Here is a 26,172-nt window from a genome sequence, read left to right as displayed (position 1 = left end):
ATCTTTTTACCCTTTACTCCTTGTCGATACAATTGCGCAATTCCGTTTCCAGCATTTTTTTGTATTCATCTTCTTTTTCTTTAAAATACGGTGCAAAATATCCGCCGAAAACCCAGCCGTATTGGTGCCCCTCAGATTCGGATACACAAATATAATACCAAGGGGCCGTAATTCCGTCAATTGTATCTTCATACACGGTTTTTGCCAAAGTTGATATAACGTCGCCTCTTTTTATACTGTCGGTTTTCTTTCCGCGTTCCCAATATCTTGCAATAATAATGGTCTGTGAATCGGTATTAGGAGAAACCCGAAAGCGGACATTGTCCGTCATTACTTTTTGCTGCGTTTCGGTTATAACTTCAATACCGGAAACAATGGCCCGCTTGCCGTCCTCTTTTTCACTGCCGATAGGATAAAAAGATACGTTGTTTATGATTAATTCATTGTCGAACATTACATGGCTGCTTTCAAAGTATAATTGCGCATACATTTCTTTTTCGGCAAATATACGCGGAGAAAGATAATTATCCTTTAATTTATAATCGAATAAGAATACCCTATTGTCAATAATTTTATATGAACCTTCTACCAATACTCCCGCTTGATATGTTCCGAATTTAAAAACATCATCCGAATAAAACAATAAGGGGCTGTAAGGATTAACTGCATAGTCCAGCATCCACTTTGTCGATAACAATTTATCTTTTGACAAAACAGTATCCTTTTTATCATATGTTACTTCCCGTTCGCGCCATGAATAACCGTCGCTCTTATTTTCCCGATAATCGGAACGCATATTGTCGGTTGTTTGAAATACTCGGTTATCGTAATTCTTGTTATCGTTTTCCGCGTGTAGGGTGTCCGTTATTTCCGTGTTTTCATCCGTTTCAAGCGAGGTTTGTTTTTCGGATTCTTTTTGCCGAATTTTATGTATTTCTTCATAAAAGTCATCCATGGTTAGCTCCCGTTTTTGCGGACGGCACGCAGATATTGTCAGCATGTATATACACATAAATATGAATATATATTTTCTCATTTTTTTGCGGCCTCCTTTATTCGGGATACTATATTTACAGATAGATTATCCTATGTTCCATATACTGTCTACACGTTTGCTGTCCGATTTGAATTATATTTTGCGGTTCCGGGTTTTACAATCGCTAGTTATATCGCACGCTACTTATATCACAGGTAGATAAAAAACGATGCGCCCGACTCTATTTTCAGCTATTTACTTTCAAAATTATATCAATCATATCGTTGTTTGTATATATGGAGGCTAATGTTTGTATGTTTTGACTGAATTGCGTTTTGTCTTCGATGTAGTCGCAAAAGGAATATACATCGGGGCTTCCGTTTGAATACCGATAAAATGTTTTGTGCCGTTTTTCGCATAGTAAAACAAAGCGCTCATAGTTTTTTGTTTTTAACATATAATACAACATATGTAAAACGGGATGCGTAACGGTGTCCATAATCATATAGCGCCACAATTCAAATGAAAAACCGGTCGGTAAATCTTTTTTTTGTAAATCGCAGTCCGAGTACAGTAAAACGGTTTTGCTATATTCATCAAGCTCAAACATTATACTCTCTTTTAATTCGCCGATATGTTTGTCTTTGTTTTTTATCCAAGCCTGTCTGTTAAACGCATCGATATCGCAGACTTCTTCAAACTGCCGGTTATAAGCAATAGCCTGTAATTTATTTTTTGAAAAGATAATCCACTCAAGAATATGCGCGACAACATCCTTAGAGTTCCAATTTTCGTAACGGCCGGCCGTATGCTCCGTTTTGTACAGTTCTATAAAGTTACCGATATCCGTTTTTGTTTTGTCAATTTCAGTTTGTATTTCTTTGATTGTCATACCGGTTTTTCATTCATAATTTTTATTAGCCGGCACTTAAATTCAGGAATAATATTTTTTGCAACATCCCATACAATTTCATAATCAACGGAAAAATAACCATGTATAAGCTTATCACTCATGCCCGCAATATTCCGCCATGGAACCTCTTTATATGTTGTTACCACATCATTTGAAATATTCTTAACAGCTTTTCCGATAATCTCAATACTCCGTGCAAAGGCTCGCTGTGCTTTTGCATCTTTTAGAAACTGCGCTTTTGTCATGCCGGCCGTTTCAGATTCGAGAAAAATAATCTCGTCAAAAATATGTTTGAATAAATCTTCATTCGAGCGATACATATTCAACCTCGTTAAGTATTGTGTGTTCAATATGCGGACTTAAGCCTTCCGGTGTTAATAAATCTACGTTTGTTTTTAGGTTATCTTCCAAATAATAAACCAAATTGATAAAATTATTATAATTTTTTTTATCGGCATAAAAGTCAACCAGCATATCAATATCGCTTTCTTGACTTTGCTGATTACGCACATAAGAACCGAATAAGCCGATTTTTTTTACACCATACGAGCGGAGCGTATTTTTATTATACTCCAGAAAATTAAAAATTTCCTGTTTTGCTTGCGGTTTCATACCGGTATTATATCATGCCTTTATGTATTAAGTTAAGACCGGCAACAAAGAGTTTTCTTAAAACAAAGTACATAGCCACGCGAGTGCAGCGCAAATAAGAAGAGTACATGCAATTATAATCCAGCCGACTATATGGGCACCGCGGAATCTTTCTTTTCTGTCGGGAACGGCATCATAAACTTCTTTTGGGGCCGAAGAAAAAAACTTTTTGTCCTGAACAAAAGCCACTCCGCCGTACAACAAAAGAAAATAAAACACCATCAGCATAAGCGTTGCTGTTACCGTTATTGTCATTGTATCATGCCTCCTTGTCGTCGGCTTTGAAGCGCGGGTTAGTCTTTATTGTAATACCGCTCACTTACTATTAATTGAAATAATAACTAATTATACATAATACCAAAATAATCCAAACATTGTTTCATTAAATCCTGTCCGGTAAGACATGTATCTCTTAAAAAACCGCGTTCATTTTTCCACTTTTTAATTCCTCTGTAATAGTAAAGTTTTAGTTCTTCAGTAATTATAAAAGGGACAATAGTATGTTTAAGACATTCCTTGAACATTATTAATCTTCCAATACGGCCGTTACCGTCTTGGAATGGATGAATTGCTTCAAACCTGACATGAAAATCTAAGATGTCATCAAAAGTAATTTCCGATTTTGCATTGTATTCCATTAATAATGCTTTCATTTCTGCTGAAACATCCGCAGGTTTTGTAGTTTCATCGCCGCCCACTTCGTTTTCCAGCATTTTATAATCCCCAACCTTAAACCATGATTTTCGGCTGTCGGTTGTGCCTGACTTTAGAATATAATGAAGCTGTTTTATAAAACTTTCCGAAAGTTTCGTATGTGCACCTTCGATTATTAAATCAATACAATGAAAATGATTTACCGTTTGAACAATATCATCAACTTTAACAAATCCATCCGTAACGCCAAGAGTTCTAGTTTCAAAAATGAATCGAGTTTGCTCGTGGGTAAGTTTTGAGCCTTCGATGTGATTTGAGTTATAAGTAAGGTCAATCTGAATTTTGTGATAAATTCCGCCTTTTAAGCCGGCTTCCTTTTCACGTTTAAGAAATGATAAAAGAGTATCCTGTTTTGCTGTATGACGAGTTTTTCGATAAGGCTTTTTTGCATCGGAAGGGATTTTCCATGTTTTTCCTTCTAAAAGTGAACCGGGAATTCTGCCCTGCAAACAGTAATTTCTTACGCTGCGTTCGCTGATTTTCCAGCGTTTTGCAGTTTCTTGAACGGATATGAATGTTATCTTATTCATAGGTAATATTATAACACATTATCGGCAATATATAAAGCTGATTTGCATACTTAAATTCACTTTTATTTTGCCGATAATAAAACGGTTTATTATATATTTCTACTAAGTCACCAGCCGGCTGTACGTCCAACTACGCAATTAAACCGCATTGAAATCCCGGTATAATTAACTACGAAACCGGTTTTTTAATCGAATTAACAATAAAAGGAACATACATAAAAAATATTGTAATTAATAAAATAGGATCAAAAATTTTTGTATTATTCATTCTCTCCTCATAAAACATTCCATACATCTAAACAGCGCCGCCAAGCGTTCACCTAACATTCGCTTAACCTGTATTTGCGGCTTACCCCGTTTGTCGGCTTCGAAAATCGTGTTATACGATTTTTTATTCAGATTTCAAAATCTGCATTTCGTATTTATCGGAAGTAAATCTTTTTTTTACTTTCCAAGTAATGAAAAGCTGCATTCGTTTTATTCTTTTTATTTTAAATATAAGCCCTATTATTTTTAAAATATTATTTTGCATTTACCGTTTTGAACCATGGAACGCCGAGAAAACCTTTATACAATTTTATTTTAACCATATCGCCAGACTCTACTTCAGAATACAATTTATTTCCAACTGAAATTTCTTTTTGCTTTGCTTTTCCGTCAATCCATGGCGAAACTTCAAGATAGTAATTCGTACGTTTTCCCTTTGATACGTGCTTATTTACGACAACAACTTCGAAAACTGTAGGTTTTGATTTGTCAAACATAATGTTTGAAGAAACTGAAACTCCAAATCCATATAAGGACATAATAAATAAGATACTGACAACTGAGACTATTCTTGTAAAACGTTTTTTCTCCATTTTCTTTTCCGATTCACTGACGCAAATATAATATAAAAAAAACATAATAAGCATTATAAATACCGAAACGTAAAGTTGTTTTGAAAGGCTATATATTTGGTAGGTATAAGCAACAGCTAAAAAGCAAAGAGCTGCAGAGCAAAAACAAAAAGGAGAAAGAATACTTGGATATAAATCAGTATTTTGCTCATCAAAGCGGATTGTCCCGTTTGAAAAACGCATAATTACTAACAAAATAATCGGATACACTGCACATACAATAAAACCGATATGCATGAAATTTCTGCCTAAAAAAATACTTGCAATAAAAAGAATAGAAATAATCGCACCGCTCCATTTTAAAATCCGTGCAATTATATGAATTTTTTGAAGAAGTTTGCCTTTTTCATCATCCGAAAGTTCATAATGAGCTTCCGTGAATTCTTTAACAGATTGTGTAATTTGCTCCGCATATAAATTGCGCGTATGATAATCAAGCCATTTATTTAGTGACTGTATATTCTGAAAATATATAGAAACTGTAAATGATTTTATTTTTTCTATACCGCCGATTAAAGTTTTATATGAAATTGAAATTCCTTTTTGAGTTATAGAAAATGACTGAAGCGAAGAAACAGGAATTTTCTTCGCTTTTGAAAAACCAGAATAAAATTCAATACCGTCTTCATCATCAAAAGAACAGTATGCAAAAAATGCTTCCAAAATACCAAAAACAGAAAGCACACCAAATAATATAAACAGAGGAAACATTAGCCCCCAAGTCAGAGCGAAATGTGTTTCGGTAAGTAAAAAAAATAAAAATCCAAATAAAAAAGCTGTTGACAAAAAAGTTCCGCTTGCCACAGCCGCAACTTTCATTTTTTTAGAAAAAGTAAGTTTTGTCATTTATTTCTTAATCTCCTCATTGATTCCAAACCATATATTTATTTTTTCCCCGGTTGCGCCCCGGTGCGGGCATTGGTCCAACTTCTCGCTTAACCTGAAGTCGCGGCTTGTCCGCAATGTCGGGTTGAAGCGGTTGTTATGTGTGCTTAGTTCTTCATCAATGCGGAATAATTCAAATTGTTTTTTCTGGCATAAGATATGAAATCTTTTTCTTCCCTAGTTACCCTAATCTGAAATTCTAATGGAGAGCCGAATTTTTGCTTTCTTCCGGCATTTTCTCTTGCACCTCCATGTCCAAATTTCTTTTCATAAAATGCCAGTCCTGATGTTTGCATATATTCTTTCTCAGAAATTATTTCTTCATCAGCACAAACTTCCGATTTCAATTTCTTTAAAACAAAGCCTTCTGTATCTTTTATAAACACATATTCCATATTCAAACCTCCTTTTATCTTTTCTTTGCTAATTTTATTATTTCCCTTGGAGTTTTCTGTGTTTTCTTTATAAAAACAACTCCAACCACAATAATTTTTCCTTCTTTGTATCTGAATAGGGAGCGAAGTTCATTTGACTTAATTTCAAAAATCTTATCCTGAATCGCTCTCACTTTCACGAACTCAATACCGTCATTCTCAATTTTTTTTATATTCTGATTTCAAAAAATCTTGTAGAGGCTTTTCTAAATCTGAGATTTCTGCCTCAACAGCAGGATGTTTTTCCACTTTGAATTTCATAAATAAAGTATAATATATAATTTTGATTTTGTAAACATTTTCAAATGATGCAATATATTACAAATAGATAAATTCTATTTGTGAAAATTTTACATTAGTTCTTTATATGTTGTCAGATAATTCAGTATATATTTTTGTTACAACCTTTTAGAGAATGCTTTATTATTGATTTCTCCCATAAGAAAATACTTTTTATTCCTACATAAGCTTTTTCTTCTGAGAAATTTTTACTAATTTTACTATTCGGTAAAGCGTTCATTATATAGTCAACCTAACATTTGCTTAACCTGTATTTGCGTCCTGAACGAAGCGTAGCGCCTAGCAACTTTCAGCTTTGAAGCAGTTGTTGGATTCCTTGAGTTCTCTGAACTGCCATATACGCCCTAAAAAGAATATCCGATTTGTAGTTTCAAAGGTATATCAAAGGGAAGATTGAATAAACGCCATTCACTTCGTTGGTCATATACACTCACATTATTTTTGAACGGAATAGGCCACGATCTGCCGATTCCGGCTCCTAATTGAATTGTAAACCCCCGTTTTATTATCCACTGGTAACCGGAAATAACACCAAATCCCAAGACAAGGAAGGAGTCATTTATCTTACTTGAAGAAACATGTGTGAATCCTATTCTGGGAGCTGCACCTACATAGAAGCCCTGCAGATATGAGCCGGACAGCTTATATGCAAACTCCGGTTCAGCTATATATTGAAACTGCTGTGCAAAGCTTTTGTTAAACCTTCTTCCGCTACTGTCTTGATAATAACTCGTTAAGTACTTCTCATATGCGACGTTATTATTCAGTGAGAGGAAAAATCGTTTATGTAGCGAATATTGAACTTCAAGATTCATTGTAAAATAATTAGTCCGGCCTTCCTTATCCAGAAAAGGATAAATTAGATCGATTATGGTGTAAATCGGATTTGTTTGAATGGAAAATCGTCTTTCGGTTTCCGCTGCATACAGGGAAATAGACGGTACGAAAAAAATAAACATAAAGAAAGTAATCGTTACCCGCTTCATACCATGTCCTTATTTACTGCTTAAAAGATACATCGTGTTTTTATTAAATAAACCTATATGGAATCCGGCGGAAAAATACCACTCCATATTTTCATAACACTCATACCGTGTCGCTTTGATGAAATTATCTATGGTGTATGTTTCCTCATACCCATACGGGTTTAATACAAAAATCCGATTGTTAGGAAAATCAACGCCATTAACAAGAGCAAAATGAAGTGTCCATTTACCATCTGTATTTTTCGCGGCAAATTCAATCGGGACGGGAAATCCTTTCTTGACTGACGAATATATTTGCCTTAGTAATTCGGTATTGGGAAGATTTACACACCTAATTATTTTCCATTCCGGAAACTGCTTGGTCATCTCATTCAAAAAGCCCGATCCGAGAGATGTGGAAATCTTACCATTATTTTGGGATAACAATGATTGTTCGCTAATACTTTTATTTTTCCATTTTGCAAGCATTTCTATTACAGCATATCCGCAACTTACCTGTTGCGTAATTACCTGAATACCTTCAACTTTTACTTCTCCTGAATAATTTGCATCTGCGATGAGCTGTGAATAATTATCACTATAATATACCCGAAAAGATTGCGGGAAGCCGACAGGCTCGGCACACCCTGCGAGTAGTGTTGCTATATAAAAAATAAATAACATACTGAATACAAACAATATCCTTAAAGGTATTTTTATATTTTTCATTTCGACTTTCCTTTCGCAATGTTTTTTTTCATTGCAATTATTTTATTTTTTATTCCGTTTCGACTGGTTCCATACCCGCTCGCCTTTAGGCAGGTCAATCTAACATTGTTTTAAACCGCAAACCAGTTTGACTGGTTTGTCGGATTTGAACTGTATGTTATACGTTTTTTTGATTTTACGTAAATAACGACAATTAGCTCTATTCAACAGAGAGTTTAATTTCTTGAATAATAGATAAAATATCTTCACTATCAATACCGCCATTTTTTTGATCTTGTGTAGTTTTCAAGATAATTTTTTTATCACTTAAATAATCTTTCTCTTTCTTTTCCCATCGTTTTTCGTAGTCTTCATCATTACGAAGACCTAGATGCTCCCAGTAATATGTTTTACCATTATGAAATATAACAAAATCCGGTAAGTACTTGTTGCCATTAATTTCTATATAATTTCCATCATTTTCATAATGCCAATCAAGTCCTGCATTTTCTAATTCATTTGCTATTATTACCTCTGATTTAGAACGAACCATTACACCCGTTTTTGTTCTATGAATTTTGCCTTCTTCATACCATCCCTTATTTTCTATATTGATGAACTTTGGTGGCGTAAACAAATCGGTACACCGTCTAGCTAAATCTGAATGCTCATCCGAAGAAAAACGCAAGAGATTTCTAAATTCATCGTTATACAAAATTACAAGCCCGTTTTGTTGACGAGTTATTGCTGTATACAGAAGCTCTCGCGATAACATTCTGTTGTTTCTGTTTAACACAAGAATCACATTGTTAAATTGACTTCCTTGTGCTTTATGAACGGTAATGGCATAAGCAAGTTCCAAATCTCCGTCTGCATCATCACCATAATATTGCCAATCATATGTTTTACCACGATAAGTTTTTCCATAATAAGTTACTCCAAGTTGAGTAGAAAATTCCACATTTTGATAATACGTTCCTTTTTTAATGCCAACTCTTATACCAATTTCCCCGTTTGCTACATAATTAAAATTACTATTGGGATAGGCTATAGAGTCTCCATTTTTTGTACAAATCACCTTATCCCCAACTCCAATTTTTTGAAGACCACATACTTCAGAATTGTAGTTGTTAACTTCTTTAAATTTATAATAATGTGTTGGACGATATTTTTCGTGGATTATTTCATTTATATTATAAATACCATCAGGGGAGTTTTTTACAGGCGTTAGAATTTGCCAAGCTTCTGCTTTAGAACCTGCACCTTTATCTATCGGGACACCAAAGAATCCACCACAGTTAAAATTTGTATATTGTCCATTGATAACAGCACCTAAACTTTTGTCAAAGTTTTTAACGTCATCTTTATCTATCATACCTGTAACTTTTACAATTTCATCAATAATCGCATCATTTAGTTCCTCATCTTCATATTTTCTAAAACAAATACCTAATGTATTGTTTTCTTTTTTCTCAATGGAATCCAAAACACTTTCATCTGGATTACTATTACTTTTAAACCAAGAAGCAAAATCATTAGTTTCTGAAATATTACTTCGCATGGTCTGAGTAAGTTTAGCTATATGGGAAGGATATTCCTTTGTAAAATAATCAACTAAATCAGAAAATGGTTTACCACAACCTATTGGGGGAAGCTGGTTTGGATCGCCTACAAAGATAATTCTTTTTGCACATGATGAAGCTTTTAAAACAGCTGCAAACATTTCGGTTGTAAGCATTGAACTTTCATCTATAATTACTGTACTATCCGATAATTCTACTTTTGAAGTTTTGGGAAGCAGATATCGTCCCGTATTCCAGTTATAATTTTTATCTGCAATTAAAAATCCAGCAATGGTCTTTGATTCATATTGTTTGCCGGTCGCATTCCACATTCTAACTCTAGCTTTACCTGTAGGTGCAAGTAATAATACTTTTGTACTTATTTCTGAGTGTGCACATAAAGCAGAAAGTACTGTTGTTTTACCAGTTCCTGCATCTCCAATTAATACAGAAATTCTGTTCCGGGCAAGCTTTGTTAATGACTCTAGTTTTTCTTTTTCTGCTAATTTGCCTTTTTCGGTATCATTACCTTCAAATTTTGAAATTTTATCCTTTAGAATATTCTTAAAGCAATCTATATCTAAAGTGATTTTTCCAGATTTTACTCTTTCTTCTATCTCCTCACGAGCAACTTCATCAAATTGTTCTATGCTCTTTAATTTTAAATAAGTTGTTCCTTCAATTTCTTTGATGATTATTTTTTCTTTTAAAAAATCTTCAAAGAGTTCTATGCTGTCACTGTCAAAATGCAAATCTTGTGTCAAGTTTCTTGCATTTATTAACTCAACTAAACGTGTAACCGGCAATGTCGTATGACCATAGTTTTGTGCTTGCTCATCAAGTTCACGTATTAAAAAAGCCCTAAGTCTTTCTTTAGAATCTGCCTCAATTATAACTAAATCATTATCATTTTTTTGTTTTTTTAAATTAAAAAACATTCCATTATCAAGAATTGTTAATGGAATCTGTAAATCAAACTCATTTTGTAAAGAGTTTTCAAATAGTAAATATGGATTATCTATGTAATCACCGTATTTTGATTCATTTTTTAAAATATCTTTAAATTGTTTTTCGGTACAAATAAAACGAGAAAGATTTTTAATTATTTTTACTTTTTCCTGAATATATCTTTTTGCTATAGCTTTTTGTGTTGTGGAAAAATCACCATTGTAATTATCAATTGCCTTATTTAATTCACTCACAGAATCCTGAGTTCCGTCAAATGAAATGTTTTTAATAATATCAAGAGCAATGTTTTTATTTTCATCATCAACTTTAATAGTAAATTTTTCTGAGGAAAGAAGAAGCGTTCCAAGAGCCGGATATATCCCGCGTTCATTTTGTAAGCGTTCAATTTGTGTGTCTATCCAATTAGAGATTTTATTGTAATCAAAAATAATAGCAGGAATATCTGTTGAAATTTCTTTATAACATTTTTTAGCTTGTTTTAAAATACTGATTAACGCATCGTATGATATTAATTCTGACCCGTTACTAAATTGGTCACGATAATCGTCATCTGCAAATATAATATATTTATCAATGTTAGACTGGCTGTTTGATTGCCAATAATCATACAATTCCTTATAAGGAAATACAAAGCCATTGTTAACAATATCATGTTCAATGATTTTGTCCCATAAATAAGGCGTTATCTTCTTTGTAACATCAAATGAATTATAAACTTGTGTATCGTGTACGCTTTTTACAAATCCAATACCCAAAACAACACGACGATTATCTTCTGTAAAAGGAACATTCTTTAAATAAGGTACAATCAAAGAGTTATCATTAAGACCGTCATAGTAATATTCCAGTACAGCTTTTTGATTTTGTGGTTCATTTATCCAAATTTTATTTATTGGATAATTACTAGAACTTTTATGGGAAAGTTTATACTCTTCCTCACGCTTTTTACTGTAATTAATAATATAGGAAGCAGGTGAATCTTCTGTTCTAAGCCAACGGTAAGGACGAGAAATTAATGAATTAGGTGAAATATCAACTTTTGTAGGTTTAATATGTCCAAGGTCTGAATATGATGAATATGGGTATTCAGCCATAAAAGATAAAGTAACTTCTGATAAAAAGGCTGCATTTTCCTTAATACATGGAATTTTTTCTGTATCTTTTTCAGTAAGATCTATAAATTTTTTAGAAGCAAGAGGGCATTCAAAATCACAATTTTTATTTTCTGCTATGCCTTTTAAATATTTGCAGGAAAAGTTATTCTGCGGATTATTGCATACTGTTCCTTTCCAACCATTATCATGCCAAGGAACCCTTACTGTAATGTTTTTTGAATTCTCCATAAGTTACCTTTATAGTCGTTTCCTTTTAAGATGCCCAACGGGCAGTCCGTATAACATTCGCTTAACCTGCATTTGCGGCTTCCCCGCAATGTCAAGTTGAAGCGGGTGTTAGGCGTTAATTATAACAATTTATCTAAAATTTTAGGCAAATCTGTATCTAAATTACCTTTATAGTCTACATAGGGAATTCTAAACTTATCTAATGCTAATTTAAATCTTTTATACCCATTACTATCACGACATGCAATCCAGCATATATCAAGCTGATCGCATTGATTTTTATTCTGCTGAGAAAGAGTATCAGCAACAAATACATTACTATCTCTTGCAATAATTACGTCTGCACTTTCAGGATTGCCCTGTCCCATAAGTTTAACTTCACATTTATATTGTTTTTCATTATTTTTTAGATAAAAATCAATTTCTCTATCTACATCCAAACTTTTATTCTTTACGAAATGCTCAGCATTATAATTTTCCGGAGATACTTTATATAATTTACAAAGTGTAAGCATTAAATATTTTTCAGCTCTCTTTCCTGCCGTACTCCATAATCCGCCTCTAATTGCTGCACGTTTCACTGCAAGAGTGTTTATTACAATCAAACTTTCATTAACATTTAGATCAACACTTACTCCTTTAAATTTAATTGTAAGGGTTAAATCTATTTCATCCTCATTATCAACCAATGCTTGAATTGACTTATACAAAGATTCAAAATGTTCTGTAGAAGCCTCAATAACAATTTGTTTTGTAGCAGAACGATACATATTACTGATTGTTTTTTTATTTAAACCTGAATTTATACATATTTCATCTGATGGTAAATCTTCAGATAGAAATGCACTTCTATACCAATCTATGGTTATATCTTTTGACGCCAATTTTGCTTCAACAACCTTCTTGAAAAAATCAATTGTGAATTGAAGAAATTCTGCATTTAACAGATTTACGACCTCTATTCTATAATCTTGGGATTTTATGACACGAGTTATAATATTTTTTACAACATAGTCTTTAACTGTCATTCTATTGTCTCCTTAAATTGTTCCAAACTAAAAAATTTTGTATCCTCAATTTCATTATTGGAAACATCTCTTTTGTATGATTTCATATATTCAAAATACTTTTCATCTTTTTCAGTTAGAAAAAAAATTCTATTCATTTTTTTGGCAGTATATCCCAATGTCCCGCTACCGGCAAAGGGGTCAAAAATTAAATCACCGACATAAGAATAATATTCTATCACACGTTTACATAATTCTGTAGGAAATACAGCGGGATGGATCTTGTCCGATTTTGGGCAAATTTTCCATATATTATTTGTTTCAAATTCTCCTTTTACTTTGCTTTTTTCAACGGTTTCATAATCATATTGATGAATATTCCAATCCAATAATCTATCCGTTTGTTTACGATATACCATTACATATTCTGTTATAGAGTTAGGCTTGTAACCCAAAGGTTTACGGTGTTGTTGAAAACCACCGACTCGATTTTTTACACTATATTCCGGTTTTTCCCAAACAATGTCATCTATAAATTCCCATCCTTGTTTTACTAAAATTCCATGTAAATCAAAGGGAATAGGATACCGTTTACTAGAATGGGCACGACTGATCCTTGGTATAATGACCGGAGAAGTATTAACAATTAAAAAGCGTCCTTCTTTTGTGAGACGATGTGTCTCTTTAAAAACATTTCCTAAAAATTGTAAATAAGCCTCATAACTTGGATAAATAGAATAATCACGAGCATTGTAATATGGCGGAGATGTAAAGGTTAGATGAATACTCTCATCAGGCACATATTTTACCGTTTCCAAAACATCAGCATTTACGATAACATTCTTGAGAAAAGAATAGGTTTCAGGATGTTTTAATATATCGACAGCTTTTTTTTTAATTGAAAAATACTCTTTTTTTATAACTGCTTTGACCATTTCATTTTTGTGATTGATTAATTTCTTTAAAACTTCGTCAATTTTACTTTCACCTTTAAAAACCAATAATCCCCGAATAGCCTGACAAACTATTTTAGGATCCGAATTATCTAAAAGTTTAAGTAGAATGTCTTTTGTCTGATTGTTCCTCAAGCGTCCCAAAGCAGAAACGGCTTCTCGTTTTACAAGAGTACTTTCATCCGAATTTACAACATTGAAAAAAACATGAATTAAATTCGTAGATTTTACTTTTCCTAAATTTTTTAAAACCAATACCCGTATTGCTTCATTATCATGATCTAATAACTCCAAAAGCCATGAATAATTAAAATCTTTTTGTATATGTCCGAGATTTTCTAAAATGAACATAAGATTTCCAGTATGTGATAAGTTTGCATTCACCAAACTTGCAAGGGAAGTATCATTTTTTATTCGTAACTGTCGAATGTGTTCTTTTGTCATTGGTATAATGATAATAAATTTTAGCAAAAAATTCTATATTACAAATGCTATTTTGCGCCGTCCATCTAACACCCCCTCGCGCCTTCCTCACTATATCACGGTAAACGGCAATTTGCAATCTAAACTGCCGGAAAACAAAACAGTAAACCTCTCTACTATATTATATAATAAGGAAATCAATAACAGGCAGATTAGGCCTATCTTCATTAAATCGGATAACGATACAAAGTCACATCCTGTCTATAGGACTTTGCACACCCAAACTGCCTCAGTTTAGAACCTGTGTGTAAAACATAGTAGTCTCAACATCGTTGTAACCGAAAAGTTCCCGGATTATGCGAATACCGTAACCGGCTTCTCAAAGGTTGGTTGCATAAGGGCGGCGTTCGTTTTTATTTCGTCAATTTCAGTTTGTATTTTTTTAATTTTCATAAATCTTTCGGAAAATACTGTTCGCGTGCAAAGCTGACGATTTCGTATTCAATCCCTTCGGAGTCCTTGAAAAAAAAGGCATAGTAGTCGCAGCAATATTCAGGATACAATTGCGGGGCATGAACAATAGGTGCGCCTAGGGCTTTGATTTGTTCGTACAAAGCATCGACTTTTGCAGGGCTGTTTACCCGAAACGCCATATGGTGCAAGGAGCCGGGTTTTCTTCTATTGATCTTTCCTTCTTTGAATGACGTCCTGCAATTTATCAAACCGATGGAGATGCTGCTGCTGTGATACTCTACAATGTGATAATCGTGTTCGTCAACACAATCGTGTTCTTTTAAAGAAAGGTCAAAACCGAGAAGCGGTAAAAAGCTGTCATAGAACTTTTCCGCCCTTTCCAAATTTTCTACGGTAATATGAATATGGTCGATAATCGGCTGCATGGTCGGCTTCCTTGTTTTTATTCAAATATAAGTTTTATGTTTCCCGTAACCGTATTGATGTCGTCTTCCGTGTTTAAGTTCCCGGGCAAAATCAAGTCAAAGCGAATCATCGTTTTTGAACCCTTGCCTGCATTTTCCGCCTCCTATCGCTCAAAGTATATATAATACATATACTTTGAACAAGTCTTTTCCCTTCCGTGTTGTACAGGGGCGCTTTTTTTGTTATACTGAACAAATGAGTAATACTGAAAAAAAGAATGCGGTGCAGGCGGTTCACTGGGCGGATCAGTGTGCACAAAAGATAATCCGTGAACGCGGGGATTTGGATTCATACACCTGTGCGTCGGGGATTACGCCGTCGGGGACCGTTCATATCGGGAACTTCCGCGAAATTATATCGGTGGATTTGGTGGTGCGCGCGCTGAGGCGGTTGGGAAAAACCGTGCGCTTTATCTATTCGTGGGACGATTACGATGTATTCCGCAAAGTGCCGGAAAATATGCCGGACAAAAAAACACTCGAAGCTCATTTGCGGTTTCCGATTACGATGGTGCCGGACACGACCGGGCGCGATGCTTCGTATGCGCGACATCACGAGGTTGATGTTGAACAAGTGCTGCCCCTCGTGGGGATTGAGCCCGAATTTTTATATCAGGCGGAGCGTTACCGTTCGGGTATGTATGCCGAGGGTATGAAAACCGCTTTACAAAACCGCGAAAAAATCAAAGATTGTTTGAACCGTTACCGCGACGATGCTCACAAGATTCCCGAAAGCGAGGAGTACTGGCCTGCGGCGGCCTTTTGCTGTAAGTGCAATAAGGACACGACCGAGATTTTGTCTTATGACGGGGAGTACGGTGTGGAATACCGCTGCACAAGCTGCGGCCACAGCGAAAAGGCGGATTTGCGTTCGTCCAAAGAATTAAAGCTGGGCTGGCGCGTAGACTGGCCGATGCGCTGGCAGTTTGAAAAAACGGTGTTCGAGCCTGCGGGAAAAGACCACCACAGTCAGGGCGGCTCTTTCGACACGGCGCGCTTGGTTTCTCAGGAGATTTACAACTGGCCCGCTCCGGTGAGTTTCCGCTACGACTTTATCGGCATAAAGGGCTTGCCCGGAAAAATGTCCTCGTCGAAGGGGAAGGTTATCAGCTTGGACGACGTGTTGCGGGTGTATCAACCTGAAATTGCGCGCTATCTTTTTGCGGGTACGCGGCCGAATACGGAGTTTTCCATCAGTTTCGACTTGGACGTTATTAAAACCTACGAAGATTACGATAAAACCGAACGCATTGCCTGGGGTGTCGATAAGGCGAAAAATGACGAAGTGTTCGAAAAAGAAAAGCGCATTTACGAATTGTCGCAGGTTAAAGACGGTATGCCTTCCTGCATGTCGTATCAGGTTCCGTTCCGTCATTTGTGCAATATGCTGCAAACGGCATCCGGCGATATAGAGGCGGTGCTCGCTTCATGCCCCGATATAAAGGCCGAACAGGTTGAACGCTTCCGCAAGAGATGCGAATGCGCCCGGTATTGGATAAGCGAATGCGCTCCCGAAGAGTTCCGCTTTACGCTGAAAAATCCCGGCGATTGTACAAAGGAAGATTTGAACGAGGCGGAAACCTTGTGTATCCGCAAAATCCTTACCGATATTCTTCCCAAGCTGGACGGTCTTGAAGAAAAGCCCTTGTCGCAGGCGCTGTATGCGGTTGCCGAAGAAACGGGCATTGAGCCTAAGGCGATGTTCGAAGCGGTGTACCGCGTGCTTATCGGAAAAACGCAGGGGCCGCGGCTTGCAGGCTTTATAAAGCTTATCGGCAGGGAAAAACTTGAAGCGTTGTTAAGTCCCTACCGCTGATTGTTCTTGACGCAAGGCACGTGCGGCGCTAAAATAGTAAACACAAAACATGCCGGTTGTAAGCGGACGAGGCTTTTCGGCATCTTACACACATATCACATCAACGGAGGCTCAGTATGGCTGAATTAAAAGGTTCAAAAACCGAACAAAATTTGATGGCCGCTTTTGCAGGCGAAAGTCAGGCACGCAACAAGTACACCTATTTTGCGTCGAAGGCAAAAAAAGAAGGTTACAACCAAATTGCCCGTTTTTTTGAAGAAACCGCAGGTAACGAAAAAGAACACGCCGAAATATGGTTCAAAGAACTGCACGGCGGCGATATCCCGACGACAACCGAAAACCTTTTGGCGGCCGCCGAAGGCGAACACTATGAATGGACGGAAATGTACGCCGATTTTGCAAAAACCGCAAAAGAAGAAGGCTTTACGCGCATTGCCGCCCTTTTTGAAATGGTCGCCAAAATCGAAAAAGAACACGAAGAGCGCTACATGGCCCTGCTTGCGCGCTTAAAGGACGGTTCCTTATACAAAGACGGCGAAAAAGTATTTTGGATTTGTACAAACTGCGGCCACATTCACTTCGGCGATAAAGCGCCGCAAAAATGCCCCGTCTGCGACCATCCGCAGGGCTATTTTGAACGCAGAGTAAAAACGTACTAAAAATATAAGGGGAGACTACATCCCGTTCATAAAGATGAATAGTATCGAGGCATTGGGCACACGCAAAAAGGCTTCCGCGCTTCGCTTGTGCAGATTTTTTGCGCGGTGCCCATGCCTCACCGCCTGTTTCATCTAATGCCGCTGTATTCTCTCCCCTCATTCGCAGTCCCGAACAGGACGTTCGGGTATATCCCAATAAGGCGATTGGGCCGGGCACAATACGGCGATCGGGTATGCTCCAACAGTGCTATTGGGTATGTCCCAACAGGGCGATTGGGCACAGCACTAGGGAACATAAGTGCTATGCCTTTGCCGTACACGGGTAGCCGTAGGTTATTTCCCGCATTTCTTTAAGCGGTTTTGCTCCGCTGAACTTTGTCCGTATTATTACCGTAACCTTCCCTTCGGGTACCGCCGACGGTACGCGGGCGATTATTTGGCTCGGCTGGTTTACCGAAAGCCTTCGTGTAACCTTGTGCTCCGTGCCGTCCGCAAGGCGGAAAAAGACTCCCTGAGCCGCGTCGGTTTCGTCGATTTTAAGCTTGTTGCCTTCGATGATGATGTCATCTCCTATGGTGAGCGTACCGTCGTTTAAGCCTGTTGCGGTGTCGGTGATTGCCGTAATGCGGGCGCTTTCTTCTTTTGCACCCATTACCTTTACGCCGATTGCGTCCAAAGCGGTGCGTAAGTCGGCGGTGGGGATGAGGTCTACCGTACGTTTGTGAATCTTTTCGTCGTAGGGGGCGTTTTCCGTAGCCCACACACCCGACACGCGCGGGCTTATCTGGACAAGTCCGTCCATAAAGCTGATGCCCTCTTGGATAAGGTCTTTAACCGCCTTGTCGCGCATGTTGAGGATGTTGATGATGGTTTCTTTTCGGAACTCGGTGCGCTCCTTTGTGATGATTTCCGCAATGTCCTCGTTACGCTGAGTTGCGGCGTGAGCATGAACGTCCGCAATACAGTCGCGGTCGTTTTCTTTGGTTAAGGTGTTGGGACGTAAGTACACTTCCCAAACGCTTTTCTTTTTTGCCATAACATACCTCCAAAATACCGATAATCGGCGGGTACATCGGGGCGGGTGCAAAAGGTTGTATAAACAATACTGAATGTGTGCGACGTGAACTCGACCCGCAAAAAGGCTTCCGCGTTCGGGCGCGCACGCCCTCACTTGTGCAGATTATTTTGCGGGCGCGAAACCCCGTCGCACACCACAGTATATTTGTACGGTACGACCATAGCACCGCCCCTGTACCCGCCGTTCCCGCTGTTCCGTAGGAAAAGCGGGAAATTTCTTTTCACAGTCCCGGCACGGATGCCGGAACAGTTCCATATAAACAAGATTGCCTGCGGCAAACCGTTTGCCGTAGGCAATCTTGAAGCATACAATCGGACAGGACGTCCGATTGTATGCACCGCCCCTAAGAACCCGGCCTATACAGCTGACAGCTGTATGTTCAATTTAATTTCTACAATCCCGTGCACGGAGGTACGGGAAAGCCGTTAGTAATCGGTTTCGGGCTTGCCTGAAACCGGGATTCAAAACCGAGCAGGAGGCTCGGTTTTGAAACAATTAACTTTCCTCGTCTATTTTGCTTGCGGCTACGCCTGAGCCGGTGAGCAGGGCTTTTATCCTCGAGCCGGTTTTAACTTTAAACCTGCCGTTTGTAGAGTTAAAGGCGTTGGTGCCGATTGCCGTAAGGGGCGGGTTGCTGCATAAACGGAAATCAAAGTATTCTACCTTGCGGCAGAATTCAAACGCATCTTTCCCCAGCGAGGTAAGTTTTGCAGGAAATTTTATGCTTCCCGATATTTTATAGCAGCTTGTAAACACAAGGTCGCCTATTGTAAGCGGCTGTGTGCACTTGGAAAAATCGAGAGCAGTTAGTTTATCGCAGTCCTTAAAAGCCCCTTTATCAATTAGGCTAAGGTTTTCGGGGAATTCGAGCCTTCCTTCAAGGTTGTTACAGTTCCAAAAAACAAACTCTCCAATATGCGTAAGGTTTTTGCTTAAGGTGAGCTTCCTCATACCCGTGCAGTTACTAAAAGCATACTTGCCGATTTTGATAAGGCTTTCGGGAAGGTGTACTTCCGTTATGCCGGTACACTCCTTAAAAGCGTAGTCGGCAATTTCGGTAATGTGCGCGGGTACGCGCAATATGCCTACGGGGTTTTCTCCTTCCTTAAAGCCTTTAAGCACGGTGCCTTCGATGTCCAATTTTGATAGCGATATGGAGCCTACCAGCTTAAAGCGCACCTTTACCGTAAGGGGGGAGGTTACCTTTACGAGTGCATAAGAGTATCCGGGTGTGCCTGAGCCGGATTCAAAGGTGCCGCCTTCGATTGTCCAAATGTCGACCTCATAGCCTTCTGCGGGCACTGCGGTAAAGCGTACTTCGTCGCCCTCATATATTGTGTCACCGGTATCAAGCTGTACAAATCCGGCAAAGCTTGCCTTAAGGGTGCCGTTGCCGCCATCCACACTAAAATTTACGGGGTATTTGGGTGCATTCCGCTCAAAGTATACACATACCGATACAGAGTTTGTAAGGATAAGCGAATAGGTTTCTGCCGTGCCGTTTACTGGCGTCCCGTTAAGCGTCCACTTCTGTACTTTGTAACCCGGGGCGGGTGTTGCGGTAAAGAGCACGGTTTTATCTTTTTGTACTTTGGTGTCCGGGGTTATTGTATTACCGTCTACCTGTGCGCTAATGCTGCCTTTGTTGAATTTCTGAAAGTATACATTGTATCTGGGCTTAGGCGGGGAGCCGGCGTCTTCAAAACTTACCTTTACCGTTACATCCTTATCGATTGTAAGCGAATAGGTTTCTGCCGTATCGTTTACCACAGTACCGTTAAGAGTCCAGCCATATACCCTGTAGTCTTCTGCGGGTTTTGCGGTAAAGATTACTGTTGTATCTTTTTCTACTTGAGCGCCGCTGTCTATTATCGTGTCGCCGACCTTTGCCGTAAGTGTGCCGTTTGCACCGTCCACTCCGAAGGTTACGGCGTACTTGGATTGCGAGGTGCTGCTACCCCCGCCCGTGTTACCGACTGAACTTGTTCCGCCTCCTCCTGCGGCGTTGGGGCAGGCGGTAAAGAGCCCCATAATCACTAACGATGCGGCAAGTGTGAGGACTGCCGCCCGATTTCCTAAAAATGTAGTTCTTTGTTTTGTGTTTTTCATTGTTTTTCTCCTTAATAAATAATTCATAATTCTTATCTGCACACGGACGTGCAGAAAAGCTATAGATAATGAGTTTTGGGCAAAGCCCAAAACCCGAGTTCAAAACCGCACAGGACGTGCCGAATGCCGCACATAAAACATCCTGTTTTAAATCCTGCACACGGATGTGCAGAAAAGCCGTTAGTAATGAGTTTTGCGCAAGCAAAACTCGGTTTAAAAACCGCACAGGACGTGCGGTTTTTAAACCGATTACGGGGGTTTGTGTCTAAAAAAAGACAACAGAAGCGTTTTTCTATTGCCGTTGATATGAGAATGCTTGTTTGTGTGATTTTTCGAAAATGTAAATTTACAGCCGGCTATCCGCGAGTTTCGCCGGCTGCGCCGCCGAAACTCGTTGCATAAAAGCGAGCTGCCCTGCAGAGAGCTTTTATGCCGGTGCTGAGTGCTGAGTGCTGAGTGCTGAGTGCTGAGTGCTGAGTGCTGAGTGCTGAGTGCTGAGTAATTATGGGGGCGCGTTCGGCTTTGTCAAGTACTTTGACGGTTTTTTGAGAACTTTTTGTTATACTGTTTAAGCGGTTTATTTTGCCGTTCATACTATACATTATAGTTCAAGTTTTTGAGAATAACAACTTTTTGGAAAAGTTTTTTGTAATTTGTTTTAAGAAAGTACAAAGTGCGAGTGTCGAGTGGCGAACGGGGAAAGTGCGAGGGGCGAACTTTGAACTTTGACATTCGTACTTCGACATTCGCACTTTGCACTTCGGCATTTGCACTTCGCACTTTGTTACAGTTTTTCTATTTCTTCTTTGCTTAAGCCCGATATTGTGCAAATATCGCTAATCGGGTAATTCATACCCTTCATTAACTTTGCCGTTTCCAGTTTGGTTTGACGGGCGCCCTGAGTAAAGCCGTCCTTTCGACCTCTATCAAAACCGATAGCTTCGCCTTCAATACGGCCCTCTCTGCGTAAATCATATTCACGGATATTCAATGACATATAGGTACTCCTGAACTGTTCGTTTAACTTTGCCGTTTCAACAAGCTCGTCAATGTTTTTGGTAAAATCGCTTGTTGCCCGCTTTTGACACAGGTACTCTAAAAAAGCATGCAGTTCCGTGTTTTCTTCCCTGTCGTATGCACTTGCATTATAAAACACTTTATAGGATTTGTCATCCAAAAACAGTCCTTCTTGTTCACTACAGGTATTACGGAATGTGTACACGGGTAATCCTTGTTTAAACGGGTCTGTAAGACAGATAAACATAACATAGCTTTCTTTAAGCTCATCATAGCCGTGTCCTGCCAGCAAATTGTCCACATCCATAAGACTTTGATAATAGCGAGTGCGTTTGGCAAGGGCGGGCGGCATTGAAGTTTGCATTTCAATGTCAAAGGTGCGTTCATCATCGGCGGCATAGACATCAAGGCGGATTCCCTTACTTTCATAAAAGGGCGCGATTGTTTTTTGTAAAGACGGGTATTCTATTTTTCCGACCTTAATGTATAACAGACGTTCAATAACCCCTTTACAGATTTCGGGGTTTTTCATAATAGTACCGAACATAAAGTCATCGGTGAATGTCAATTCATCCACATTCTTAAAAGCATAGGACATATCTTTCACCTCCACCTATATATAGGTGGAGAATGGCAAAAAAAACAGACTTTCTCCGAAAAAAAGTGCGGAATTATTTTATATCCCGCCATGGGTGTCCTGTAAGGAAAGCCCGACTATTTCTTTTTCCCGGCGGGTAAAAGAGCAAAGAGTAAAATCGCGGCGATGTAGGGAAGCGATATAAGCACGGAGGGCGGAAAGGTTTTTGAAAATACTTGCAGGCGGTTTGCCGCGTATTCCGCAGCGGCAAATACGATAACCGCCAAAAAGGTGCCGCGCACGGTTTTGCGTCCCAAAAAGACGGCAGCTAAGGCAAGCCAGCCCTTGCCCGCACTGATGTTCGGCACAAAGGCCGAAAGCTTTAAGCAGTAGATAATGCCCGAAACGCCTGCGCACAGGGCGCTTATGCGCCACGCCGAACTTTTATATGCATTCACCCCGATACCGCGGGAAGCAAGAACTTCGGGAGATTCTCCGGTTATGCGGATTCTCATCCCCCATACGGTTTTGTATAAGATAAACGCGAGGGCTGCGGAAACAATCCACGCGAAAACTGCGGCCGGAAGGCGTGAAAAGCTGACGGAAACATCGGAAAAAACGCCCGTTCCCGTAACGTATTCGGCGGCAATTCCCCGCGTTCCGAACCACATATAGGATAAAAGCGAAGAAAAACCGGCTGCAAAGAGGTTTACCGATAAGCCCGCCAAAAAGGGGTTGGAATGCGTTTTGTGTACAAAGAGCGAAAGCGCGTGCATAATCAGCACCGCCGAAGCAAGAGAGAGGGCGGCCGACAAGACAAGGTTTTCGGTAAAAACGGCAAAGGCGAAAAACAAAAAAGCCGTAAGGTTTATAATACCGTCGGCAAAAACCGCCGTAACGCCCGCGTATTCGCTTACCAAAACCCCTATGGAAATAAGCATAAGAGGAGCGGCCGACACAAAGATGTACTGTAATGCGTTCACGATTTTTCTCCCTCTTTTACAGTATGCAATCGCTCCTGGCGCTTGTGTACAAACCGGGCCGGCTTATATATACGTTGAGCCGACTTGTATACAAATTGTGCCGATATAAAAAGCATAACGGCCCCCTGCACTAAAAAGGCCGCGTCATAGGAGGTATGGGCGGCGACTGCCGCTGCACTTGTTCCGGTAAAGATATAGGATAAAAACAGGCTTACGGGAATAAGGGCAATCGGATTTGAGCGGGCAATAAGGGCGGCGGACAAAGCATTCCAGCCCATTCCCGCATAAAAACCGCTGTGGCAGGTGTAATAGGTTCCCGCAACCGCCGCATAGCCTGCTATGCCGTGAAACATTCCCGACACAATCATTCCGGCCGTACTTACCGTACCGAGGGGATAAGCGCAGTAGAGGGCAAATTCGGGCGCCTTCCCGCATATTCTAAAGCGCTGCCCGCGCCGCGTTTTATACAAAAAATATGCGCAAAGCAGGGCAAGGGGAATGGCGGCTGCGGCACTTATGTTAAGAGGTGACGGCGCAAGTATTTGTTTAAACCGCAAAAGTTTGTGTATAAAGGGCATGGCAAGAAGATTTTTCGATTGATCGCGCAGGGGACCTGAAACGGCATAGTCTATAAGCGGTATAAGGGCGGCGCTTAATAAAAACGAAGAAATCAATTCGCTGATACCGCGCCGCCGTTTTAAAAGTGCGGGAATAAATGAAGCAGCTCCTCCCGCTGCGGCGGAACCTGCAAGGGCGGCGCACGACACGGCAAAAACCATGAGCGCTTGTGCAGGCGCCGTGTTTTCGGCCGAGCTTCCGATTACATGTTCGGGCAAAAGGGCGTTCATAATCAATACCGCGCAAAAGCCTCCTATATACACCTGGCCTTCGCCGCCCAAGTTCATATTGCCCGACTGCATGGCAAGGGCGGCTCCCAAGCCTGCGATAATCAAAAGCGATGCGCCGTTAAGCCATGTTCCTGCATAATAGAGGTTTGTCAAAGGCAGGGTAAAAAAGCTCAATGCGGCTTCAAGCGGCTGTGTCGACGTGCACAGGATAATCGCCAAGGCGGTCAATAAGCCTGCAAAAGGCGCCGCCGCAGCCGACAGTATGCAGGCTCCCCCTTTAAGTTTCATACAAGCGGCCTCCTCTTATCGAATACCGCAAACAGCTTTCAAAGCGGGCAAAGCTTCCCGAGCTTACAAAAAGCAAAATGCCCGTTCCCTCATCCGCGGCGCGCTGTAAGCGCCGGGTTAAGGCTGCGGCGGCGTTTACGTCCAAGCCGCGCTCCGGCTCCGATAAAATCAACAGCTTTTTGAACGCATCGATTTCGCGCTCGATAATCAAGCGCTGAAGCATACCGCCCGAAAGAGCCGACGCGCGCTCTTCAATGCCTATATGTATGCCCGCACGTAAAATCAAACTGCGCGCATAGGAAGCACTGTCTACCTTATCTTCATGTTTTAAGTACACGGTTAATATCTGTTCGACCGTAAGGGCGGGATTCGATGCGCGGAAGGTGCGGTTAAAGGGCACAATGCCCGCACCGAAAGAGCGAAGGCGGCCGGGCCCGGAAGCGTCCGTGTGCTTTTCGCTTCCCGTATGCCGTTTTGTTTGCGGATGTAATTCCCGCTTTCCTTCAATAAGAATGCTTCCGGTGTATTCAAGTTTTTTCATTCCCGTTAACAGATTTTCAAGGGTTTCAAGACCGTTTTCCCTGTGCCCGTACATGCAGGTAATCGTTCCCGGATACACTTCAAAACTTATATCGTAAAGGGGAGAGCCTTCATTCGGCACACAGCTGAGGTTTTTAACGGAGAGGACGGGCATTGCTCCCGAATCCTTATAAGTGCAGTGTGCCCGGGAACTTTCGCAAAGCGGGCTTGCGTTTTCATCCCCTTCCGATACTGCCGACACCGCCGGCCGCCCCGAATCAGGGGAGGTTTGCGATGCAGGGGACCTTGCGGAAGCTGCGGAATCCGTTGTGCGTGCGAATACAAGACTTTCTATATAAGAGCGATTTAAAACGGTACATGTGTTTCCCGTACATTCAAGAAAGGCGGCTTTTCGGCCTGCGCGTAAAATCAAAATGCCGTCGGCGTACTCAAGGGCGTCGTCGGTATTGTGCGTTATAAGTATAACGATTTTTCCTTTTGAAGCGTAGTTTTTAAATGCGGGGTAGAGTGCTTGCTTTTGCTCGATATTTAAAACCGCACCCGGTTCGTCCAAAATAAGAATGTCCGGATTTTTATACAAAGCCGAAGCAAGGGCGGTAAAAAAGCGTTCCTGCGCGCTTAAAGGCGGAATGCGGGAAAGCGGGTTTACGGGAAGTTTCCATTCCTTCAAAAGGGCGTCTATTTGACAGCGCGCTTTTTTAAAATCGACAAAATCAAAAAAATCGGTCAAACCGAAAAAGCCCTTGCCGCGTTGTGAAACACCGAACGGTTCCAAACGGGAACAGGAAAAGCGGGCAGGCTCGCTTCCCAAAATTATATTATCGCGTACATTTAACCGGTCGGCCAAAAGCGGCCGCTGATGAACGAGGGCGCAGGAGTATATGTTTTGAAAATCGATTGTACCCGAATCGGCTTTGCTTTCGCCGCTTATAAGGGCGGCAAGGGTTGATTTTCCGGCTCCGTTTTCACCCAAAAGGGCGTACACCTTTCCGGCCGGAAAATCGCAGTTCAAATTATCGAGTACAATTTTGCTGCCGAAAGATTTTCCGACAGCTTTTAAATGCAAAGCCCTTTCCATACAACGGCC

Annotated in this window: 23 protein-coding genes; 2 read left to right on the top strand and 21 right to left on the bottom strand. The window is 40.0% G+C overall.

Annotated features, from left to right (window positions below):
* Positions 1–13: 13 nt before the first annotated feature.
* From H0R92_RS05045 to H0R92_RS04975, 15 genes are all read right to left on the bottom strand, one after another.
* Positions 14–955 carry a hypothetical protein gene (locus H0R92_RS05045; protein WP_432961745.1) on the bottom strand — a complete coding sequence of 314 codons (942 nt, stop codon included), beginning with the start codon at positions 953–955 and terminating at the stop codon, positions 14–16.
* Between the two features lie 268 nt (positions 956–1,223).
* Positions 1,224–1,868 (bottom strand): hypothetical protein, encoded by a 645-nt coding sequence (locus H0R92_RS05040; protein WP_432961743.1) that lies wholly within the window; start codon positions 1,866–1,868, stop codon positions 1,224–1,226.
* Positions 1,865–2,209 carry a HepT-like ribonuclease domain-containing protein gene (locus tag H0R92_RS05035; protein WP_432961741.1) on the bottom strand — a complete coding sequence of 115 codons (345 nt, stop codon included), beginning with the start codon at positions 2,207–2,209 and terminating at the stop codon, positions 1,865–1,867. Before H0R92_RS05035 ends, H0R92_RS05040 begins: the two co-directional genes overlap by 4 nt.
* Entirely contained in the window at positions 2,193–2,501 is a 309-nt protein-coding gene (locus H0R92_RS05030) for a nucleotidyltransferase family protein (protein WP_428769534.1), read from the bottom strand. The genes H0R92_RS05035 and H0R92_RS05030 overlap by 17 nt, the downstream gene beginning before the upstream one ends.
* A gap of 57 nt (positions 2,502–2,558) precedes the next feature.
* On the bottom strand, positions 2,559–2,795 hold the full coding sequence (locus H0R92_RS05025; protein ID WP_432961739.1) for a hypothetical protein: 237 nt from the start codon (positions 2,793–2,795) through the stop codon (positions 2,559–2,561).
* Positions 2,796–2,881: 86 nt separating this feature from the next.
* Entirely contained in the window at positions 2,882–3,784 is a 903-nt protein-coding gene (locus H0R92_RS05020) for a Fic family protein (protein WP_432961737.1), read from the bottom strand.
* A gap of 521 nt (positions 3,785–4,305) precedes the next feature.
* Positions 4,306–5,529 carry a hypothetical protein gene (locus H0R92_RS05015; protein WP_432961735.1) on the bottom strand — a complete coding sequence of 408 codons (1,224 nt, stop codon included), beginning with the start codon at positions 5,527–5,529 and terminating at the stop codon, positions 4,306–4,308.
* Between the two features lie 146 nt (positions 5,530–5,675).
* Positions 5,676–5,963 (bottom strand): hypothetical protein, encoded by a 288-nt coding sequence (locus H0R92_RS05010; protein WP_432961733.1) that lies wholly within the window; start codon positions 5,961–5,963, stop codon positions 5,676–5,678.
* A gap of 14 nt (positions 5,964–5,977) precedes the next feature.
* Positions 5,978–6,136, bottom strand: coding sequence for a type II toxin-antitoxin system RelE/ParE family toxin (locus H0R92_RS05005; RefSeq protein ID WP_432961731.1), 159 nt, complete (start codon positions 6,134–6,136; stop codon positions 5,978–5,980).
* 510 nt (positions 6,137–6,646) lie between these two features.
* Positions 6,647–7,288, bottom strand: coding sequence for a DUF3575 domain-containing protein (locus tag H0R92_RS05000; protein ID WP_432961729.1), 642 nt, complete (start codon positions 7,286–7,288; stop codon positions 6,647–6,649).
* A 9-nt stretch (positions 7,289–7,297) separates the two neighbouring features.
* A complete protein-coding gene (locus H0R92_RS04995) occupies positions 7,298–7,996 on the bottom strand; it encodes a hypothetical protein (RefSeq protein WP_432961727.1) in 699 nt (232 codons plus the stop codon).
* 199 nt (positions 7,997–8,195) lie between these two features.
* Positions 8,196–11,849 carry an ATP-dependent DNA helicase gene (locus H0R92_RS04990; protein ID WP_432961725.1) on the bottom strand — a complete coding sequence of 1,218 codons (3,654 nt, stop codon included), beginning with the start codon at positions 11,847–11,849 and terminating at the stop codon, positions 8,196–8,198.
* 119 nt (positions 11,850–11,968) lie between these two features.
* The gene (locus tag H0R92_RS04985; protein ID WP_432961723.1) at positions 11,969–12,877 is read right to left on the bottom strand and encodes a CfrBI family restriction endonuclease; all 909 of its coding nucleotides are present in this window, start codon (positions 12,875–12,877) and stop codon (positions 11,969–11,971) included.
* On the bottom strand, positions 12,874–14,253 hold the full coding sequence (locus H0R92_RS04980; protein WP_432961721.1) for a DNA methyltransferase: 1,380 nt from the start codon (positions 14,251–14,253) through the stop codon (positions 12,874–12,876). The genes H0R92_RS04985 and H0R92_RS04980 overlap by 4 nt, the downstream gene beginning before the upstream one ends.
* A 428-nt stretch (positions 14,254–14,681) precedes the next feature.
* The gene (locus H0R92_RS04975; protein WP_432961719.1) at positions 14,682–15,131 is read right to left on the bottom strand and encodes a VOC family protein; all 450 of its coding nucleotides are present in this window, start codon (positions 15,129–15,131) and stop codon (positions 14,682–14,684) included.
* Between the two features lie 235 nt (positions 15,132–15,366).
* Between H0R92_RS04975 and lysS the strand changes: the two genes are divergently transcribed.
* Positions 15,367–16,986 carry a lysine--tRNA ligase gene (gene lysS, locus H0R92_RS04970; protein WP_432961717.1) on the top strand — a complete coding sequence of 540 codons (1,620 nt, stop codon included), beginning with the start codon at positions 15,367–15,369 and terminating at the stop codon, positions 16,984–16,986.
* A 116-nt stretch (positions 16,987–17,102) separates the two neighbouring features.
* Positions 17,103–17,645: a rubrerythrin gene (gene rbr, locus H0R92_RS04965; RefSeq protein WP_432961715.1), complete on the top strand. Its 543-nt coding sequence runs from the start codon at positions 17,103–17,105 to the stop codon at positions 17,643–17,645.
* Positions 17,646–17,946: 301 nt separating this feature from the next.
* Here rbr and H0R92_RS04960 read toward each other — a convergent pair whose 3' ends face one another.
* From H0R92_RS04960 to H0R92_RS04935, 6 genes are all read right to left on the bottom strand, one after another.
* Positions 17,947–18,681 (bottom strand): DUF4469 domain-containing protein, encoded by a 735-nt coding sequence (locus tag H0R92_RS04960; protein ID WP_432961713.1) that lies wholly within the window; start codon positions 18,679–18,681, stop codon positions 17,947–17,949.
* Between the two features lie 537 nt (positions 18,682–19,218).
* Positions 19,219–20,832, bottom strand: a complete 1,614-nt coding sequence (locus H0R92_RS04955) for a leucine-rich repeat protein (protein ID WP_432961711.1) — start codon at positions 20,830–20,832, stop codon at positions 19,219–19,221.
* Between the two features lie 784 nt (positions 20,833–21,616).
* Positions 21,617–22,447: an Rpn family recombination-promoting nuclease/putative transposase gene (locus H0R92_RS04950; protein ID WP_432961709.1), complete on the bottom strand. Its 831-nt coding sequence runs from the start codon at positions 22,445–22,447 to the stop codon at positions 21,617–21,619.
* 116 nt (positions 22,448–22,563) lie between these two features.
* Positions 22,564–23,409, bottom strand: coding sequence for an ABC transporter permease subunit (locus tag H0R92_RS04945; RefSeq protein WP_432961707.1), 846 nt, complete (start codon positions 23,407–23,409; stop codon positions 22,564–22,566).
* The gene (locus H0R92_RS04940; protein WP_432961705.1) at positions 23,406–24,545 is read right to left on the bottom strand and encodes an ABC transporter permease; all 1,140 of its coding nucleotides are present in this window, start codon (positions 24,543–24,545) and stop codon (positions 23,406–23,408) included. Before H0R92_RS04940 ends, H0R92_RS04945 begins: the two co-directional genes overlap by 4 nt.
* Positions 24,535–26,163, bottom strand: coding sequence for an ATP-binding cassette domain-containing protein (locus H0R92_RS04935; protein ID WP_432961703.1), 1,629 nt, complete (start codon positions 26,161–26,163; stop codon positions 24,535–24,537). Before H0R92_RS04935 ends, H0R92_RS04940 begins: the two co-directional genes overlap by 11 nt.
* Between the last annotated feature and the right edge of the window lie 9 nt (positions 26,164–26,172).

Origin of the sequence: Treponema sp. OMZ 840, assembly GCF_050937815.1 — a bacterium.
Taxonomy (GTDB): Bacteria; Spirochaetota; Spirochaetia; order Treponematales; family Treponemataceae; genus Treponema_C.
Note: the sequence above shows the minus strand (reverse complement) of the source record. Positions and strands in the feature narration are given on the sequence as shown.